General features: G+C 68.7%; 6 protein-coding genes. 4 read left to right on the forward strand and 2 right to left on the reverse strand.

Going from position 1 to position 4,581, the window contains the following annotated elements; all coding sequences use genetic code 11:
- The first annotated feature begins 451 nt into the window (after positions 1–451).
- Entirely contained in the window at positions 452–1,087 is a 636-nt protein-coding gene (locus AB0O29_RS34185; RefSeq protein ID WP_365159836.1) for a DNA alkylation repair protein, read from the forward strand.
- A gap of 2 nt (positions 1,088–1,089) precedes the next feature.
- Here AB0O29_RS34185 and AB0O29_RS34190 read toward each other — a convergent pair whose 3' ends face one another.
- Together AB0O29_RS34190 and AB0O29_RS34195 are read right to left on the reverse strand one after the other, a co-directional pair.
- Entirely contained in the window at positions 1,090–1,458 is a 369-nt protein-coding gene (locus tag AB0O29_RS34190) for an Mth938-like domain-containing protein (RefSeq protein ID WP_365159821.1), read from the reverse strand.
- Positions 1,458–1,823: a hypothetical protein gene (locus AB0O29_RS34195; protein WP_365159824.1), complete on the reverse strand. Its 366-nt coding sequence runs from the start codon at positions 1,821–1,823 to the stop codon at positions 1,458–1,460. The genes AB0O29_RS34190 and AB0O29_RS34195 overlap by 1 nt, the downstream gene beginning before the upstream one ends.
- Positions 1,824–1,909: 86 nt before the next feature.
- On the opposite strand from AB0O29_RS34195, the gene AB0O29_RS34200 reads away from it, so the two are divergent.
- The 3 genes from AB0O29_RS34200 to AB0O29_RS34210 all read left to right on the forward strand — a co-directional run bounded on the left by AB0O29_RS34200 (position 1,910) and on the right by AB0O29_RS34210 (position 4,280).
- Positions 1,910–2,551 carry an HAD family hydrolase gene (locus AB0O29_RS34200; protein WP_365159827.1) on the forward strand — a complete coding sequence of 214 codons (642 nt, stop codon included), beginning with the start codon at positions 1,910–1,912 and terminating at the stop codon, positions 2,549–2,551.
- A gap of 34 nt (positions 2,552–2,585) precedes the next feature.
- On the forward strand, positions 2,586–3,755 hold the full coding sequence (locus AB0O29_RS34205; RefSeq protein WP_365159830.1) for a helix-turn-helix transcriptional regulator: 1,170 nt from the start codon (positions 2,586–2,588) through the stop codon (positions 3,753–3,755).
- Between the two features lie 267 nt (positions 3,756–4,022).
- Entirely contained in the window at positions 4,023–4,280 is a 258-nt protein-coding gene (locus AB0O29_RS34210) for a hypothetical protein (RefSeq protein ID WP_365159833.1), read from the forward strand.
- The last annotated feature ends 301 nt before the right edge of the window (positions 4,281–4,581 follow it).

Below are 4,581 nucleotides of genomic sequence, written 5' to 3' on the forward strand. Positions count from 1 at the left end.
GCGTCGCTTCGCGATCGCCTTCGGCGACCCTTGACAGACCGTCCCGCCACGGAAAAACGAAGACTGCCGGGAACCCCCCAAAGGAACGGGACGGACGTTCCTTGGACATGCGGCGGGATCGGCGCCGAGTCGGGGAGGTCGGGACACGGCAGACCAGACATCGCCCCCCCCGCAATGGGCAATCGGCGCCACCCCACGCACCAGATCGCTACGCGCTTCTCTCATCTCAGCGTCCGACGGCCGTCCGTGGCCGCTACCCGCACGACATGCCAACTGGACCGTCATCCGTGACGCATGGAGGCGTCAGATCGCTACGCGCTCCTGTCATTTCGGCGTCCGGCGGCCGTATGGGGTTGCTGCTTCCCACACTCGTGCGGCTGGTCGTCGTAGGTTGGGCTGGCCGGACCAGGGACAGGAGGCGGCGGTGGGCGAGACGACGGTGGCCGAGGTGATGGCCGAGCTGGCCGGGCTGGAGGACGCGAAGACGCGGGCGGTGAACGAGCGGCACGGCGACGACCACGGCGTGAACCTCGGCAAGCTGCGCGCGATCGCGAAGCGCCTGAAGACGCAGCAGGACCTCGCATCTCGGCTCTGGGAAACGGAGGACTCGGCGGCGAGGCTGCTCTCCCTCCTCATCTGCCGGCCGAAGGCCTTCGGGCGCGACGAGCTGGACGGGATGCTGCGCGGGGCGCGGACGCCCAAGGTGCAGGACTGGCTCGTCAACTACGTCGTGAAGAAGAGCCCCCATGCCGAGGAGCTGAGGCTGGTCTGGTTCTCCGACCCGGACCCGGTGGTGGCGAGTGCGGGCTGGGCGCTGACCGTCGAGCGGGTGGCGAAGAAGCCGGACGGTCTCGACCTCCAGGGCCTCCTCGACGTCATCGAGGCGCGGATGAAGGACGCCCCGGAGCGCCTCCAGTGGGCGATGAACCACTGCCTTGCCCAGATCGGGATCGAGCACGCCGAGTACCGGGCGCGGGCCATCGACATCGGGGAGCGCCTGGGAGTCCTGAAGGACTACCCCACCTCCCCGGGCTGCACGTCCCCGTACGCGCCCGCCTGGATCGCCGAAATGCTCCGCCGGCGGTGAGTTCAGCAGGTCGAGTGGAACAACCCGCCGACCGCCTCGCCCGCACCCGCCAGCCGGTCGTAGCGGGCGACGGCCTCCCGTGTCTCCTCGACGTGCACGGCAACGCCCGCCTCCCGCAGCAGGAGCAGCGTCTCGGACATGGTCTTCAACTTCCGGTCCATACCCCGGCTGAGCACGACGACCGTACAAGCACGCTCAAGCAACTGCCGCACGTCCCCGGGCTGGATCCCGGGCTCGTGCCGGGTCCCGTGCTCGTTCCAGTCCCAGGGCTTCCCACCCCCGGGATACAGCACGAAGTCCTTCCCCGGTGCGAGCCCTTCCACCTCCATCTCCCCCCAGGCGAGATGCGTGATGGCCGGCGATCTGTTCATCAGCCGTGCGCCTTCTCGATCGCCTCGAAGATGTCCGCGTCGGTCTCCTGCTGCCAGGCCGGAAGGTCCGGCCAGTCGGCGACGTAGCCCGGCTTCGGGGCCTCGAAGTGCCGGAACATCTGCGCGGTCCAGCAGACGGCGACGAAACGCCCCTTCTGCTCCCGCGAGAGCCGTCCGGTCTTCCCGCCACTGACCTCGACGAACTGCCGCACCTGCGCGTACACGGCCCCCGCGGCCTCCCGCTCCCACTGCGGGGTGTCCTCCCAAGGGGTCACGTAACCGGCCTTCGGCTCCCCGGGAAAATACCGCCGCACCCCGGCGATCCAGGCTTCCCGAAAAAGCCGCGCCCCGTCGCTCTCCGCCATGCCAACTCCTCACCCGAACTCGCCCAACGGACTTGGGAGCCTAGAGGAAACGACCGTCCCGACGGACACATCGGTAATCTGCTCTCATGATTCGGGCGGTCGTTCTGGACATCGGCGAGACCCTCACCCGCGACGACCGTTACTGGGCGTCCTGGGCCGACTGGCTGGGAGTGTCCCGGCACACCCTCTCGGCCCTGGTGGGCGCGGTGGTCGTGGCCGGCCGGGACAACGCGGACGCGGTCCGCCTCCTGCGGCCGGACATCGACATCGCCGCCGAGTACGCAGCCCGCGAAGCGGCGGGCCGGGGCGAGCGGCTCGACGAGACCGACCTCTACGAGGACGTCCGCCCGGCCCTGACCGCACTCCGCGCGGCCGGGGCGCGCGTCGTCATCGCGGGGAACCAGAGCACCCGAGCGGGCGACCTCCTGCGCTCACTGGACCTCCCCGCCGACCTGATCGTCACCTCGGCCGAATGGGGCACGGCCAAGCCGGCCCCCGCGTTCTTCGCACGCGTACTGGAGGCATCGGGCCACCCCGCCGCAGAAACCCTCTACGTGGGCGACCACCCGGCCAACGACATCCACCCGGCCCGAGCCGCAGGCCTCCGCACCGCCCACATCCGACGAGGCCCGTGGGGCCACTGGTGGGCCGACGACCCCACCGTCCGGGCCGCTGCGGACTGGTCGATCGACTCCCTGGCCGAGCTGGCGGACATCGTCAAAGAGTAGGTGTCGCGGGCGCGCTGAGCGCTACGGTGCGGCCATGGCCGACCACATCGGGCAGCGCATCGCCGCACGGCGGCGGGCCCGGAGGATGACTCAAGCCGACCTCGCCCGCGAGGCCCACGTCTCCCTATCGATGATCAAGGGTTGCGAGCGAGGCGTCCGGACACCGGGCCCGTCCACGCTGGAGGCCATCGCCGCAGCACTGTCAGTGGATGCCTCCCTCCTCGACCTGGCATACATCGGTACCGCCCATCGCATTCGTGCCGCTCTGCCTGCACTCTCCGCTTCCATCGCCGCATACGAGTTACCGCTGGATCCTCCACAGCGCCCGCTGCCCCAGCTTCAGGCCGACATCCGCGACGCGGTCGCCTGGCGACTCGCTGCCCAGTACGGCCGGATCGCCGCCAAGGCGCCCGAGCTCGTCGCGGATGCCCTCGCACACCTGCACGCGGCAACCGGAACGAGCAAGGCGGACGCTGCACGTCTCGTCGTTGCGGTGGCACGGGCCGCCGACGCCGTGGCCTACAAGTCCGGAGCACACGACCTTTCGGCCCGACTGATCGACGTCATGAGATGGGCAGCCGTACACACGGGCGACCCTGACACGTGTGCCACCGTCGCTTATGTACGTGCTGAGACCTTCCTGGCAGCCCAAGCCCACCGAGCCGGTCAGCTCGTCTTGGAACGGGCACTCGACACGATGCCCGCACCCATCGGTAAGCGGTCGACCGCCACGCGCGGCGCCCTGCACATGCGCACAGCAGTGGTCGCCGCACGCGCGGGCGATGCCAATGCCGCCTACGGCCACCTACGAGAGGCCCGGACCCTTGCGGAGACCCTCCCGGAAGGCATCTACCTGGGCACGGCCTTCGGCCCGGCCAGCGTTTCCATTCACGAAGTGGCCCTTTCTGTCAGCCTCGGACGGGACCACATCGGCCGTGCGCTCGAAATCGCACGCCACTGGACACCAGGCGATGACATCCCGGCCGAGCGCCGATCCGGATTCTGGATCGAGGTGGCACGAGCGCAACTATGGTCAGGAAGCCCCGACGATGCGTTCGAATCCCTTAAAGCGGCCCGCAAGCACGCTCCTCAGCACGTTCGTGAGCACCCATGGGCCCGAGAAGACGTCGAAAAGATCCGCCGTCTCAAGCGATCCGATGCCGAGTCGCTGACCTCGTACGCCGAGTGGATAGGGGTGGTCTGAGGGTCCTTCGCAAGGGATACAGTCCGTATCCCTTGCGAGGGTCGAGGTACCCCATCGTTTCTCTCTGTCCACATCAGATAGGCAGATGAGAGGTGCCATGACCACTGACCGGATCGCCGGACCACGTCAATCGTGGCAGGTTGCCCCATGCCCGTGCCTTCAGCACCCCTCCGTGCTGAAAAGCGGGACTGAGCCCAGCCAGGAACTCGTGGACCGTGCCCTTGCCGGTTGGCAACGCTTCCTCGAAACGTTCGAGGGGGGCACTCGATGAGCGACCAGTACGAGTACGTCCCACATCGTCTTCTCCACCGTCGCGTCCGCGATATCGCTTCTGGTGTCGAGGGTGTGCTGATGGCCGTGATCAACGAAAACGTCTCGGACTCGGCGACCTACGAGCGCTGGATGGAACTCGCCTACATCCGAGCTGCCTCCGGCCGGGAGTTCACCACAGCCGTGGGGAACGTCGAGCCTGCGTACGAGCAACCCACGACGGCCGTCGGCCGCCGAAGCATGGGCAGCGCGTAGCGATCTGACGCGCCCGGCGGCGCCTGATGGGCTCCTGTTCGGCATTTCCTGCGGGTAGCGGCCTCAGACGGCCGCCGGACGCCGAAATTCGAGGAGCGCGTAGCGATCTGTCGCGAGCGGCGGCCCGGCCCCGTCTGGGGCTGAGGGGGCCCGGATGCCCGGTCTGCCGGCCCCCGGTCTGCCCGGCTGGTCGCTGATGCCGCCGAATGTCCAAGGAACGTCCGTCCCGTTCCTTTGGGGGGTTCCCGGCAGTCTTCGGCTTTTCGTGGCGGGACGGGCTGTCAAGAGTGGAGCGCAGCGA

This window comes from Streptomyces sp. NPDC089915, assembly GCF_040684675.1.
In the GTDB taxonomy this organism is placed as follows: Bacteria; Actinomycetota; Actinomycetes; order Streptomycetales; family Streptomycetaceae; genus Streptomyces.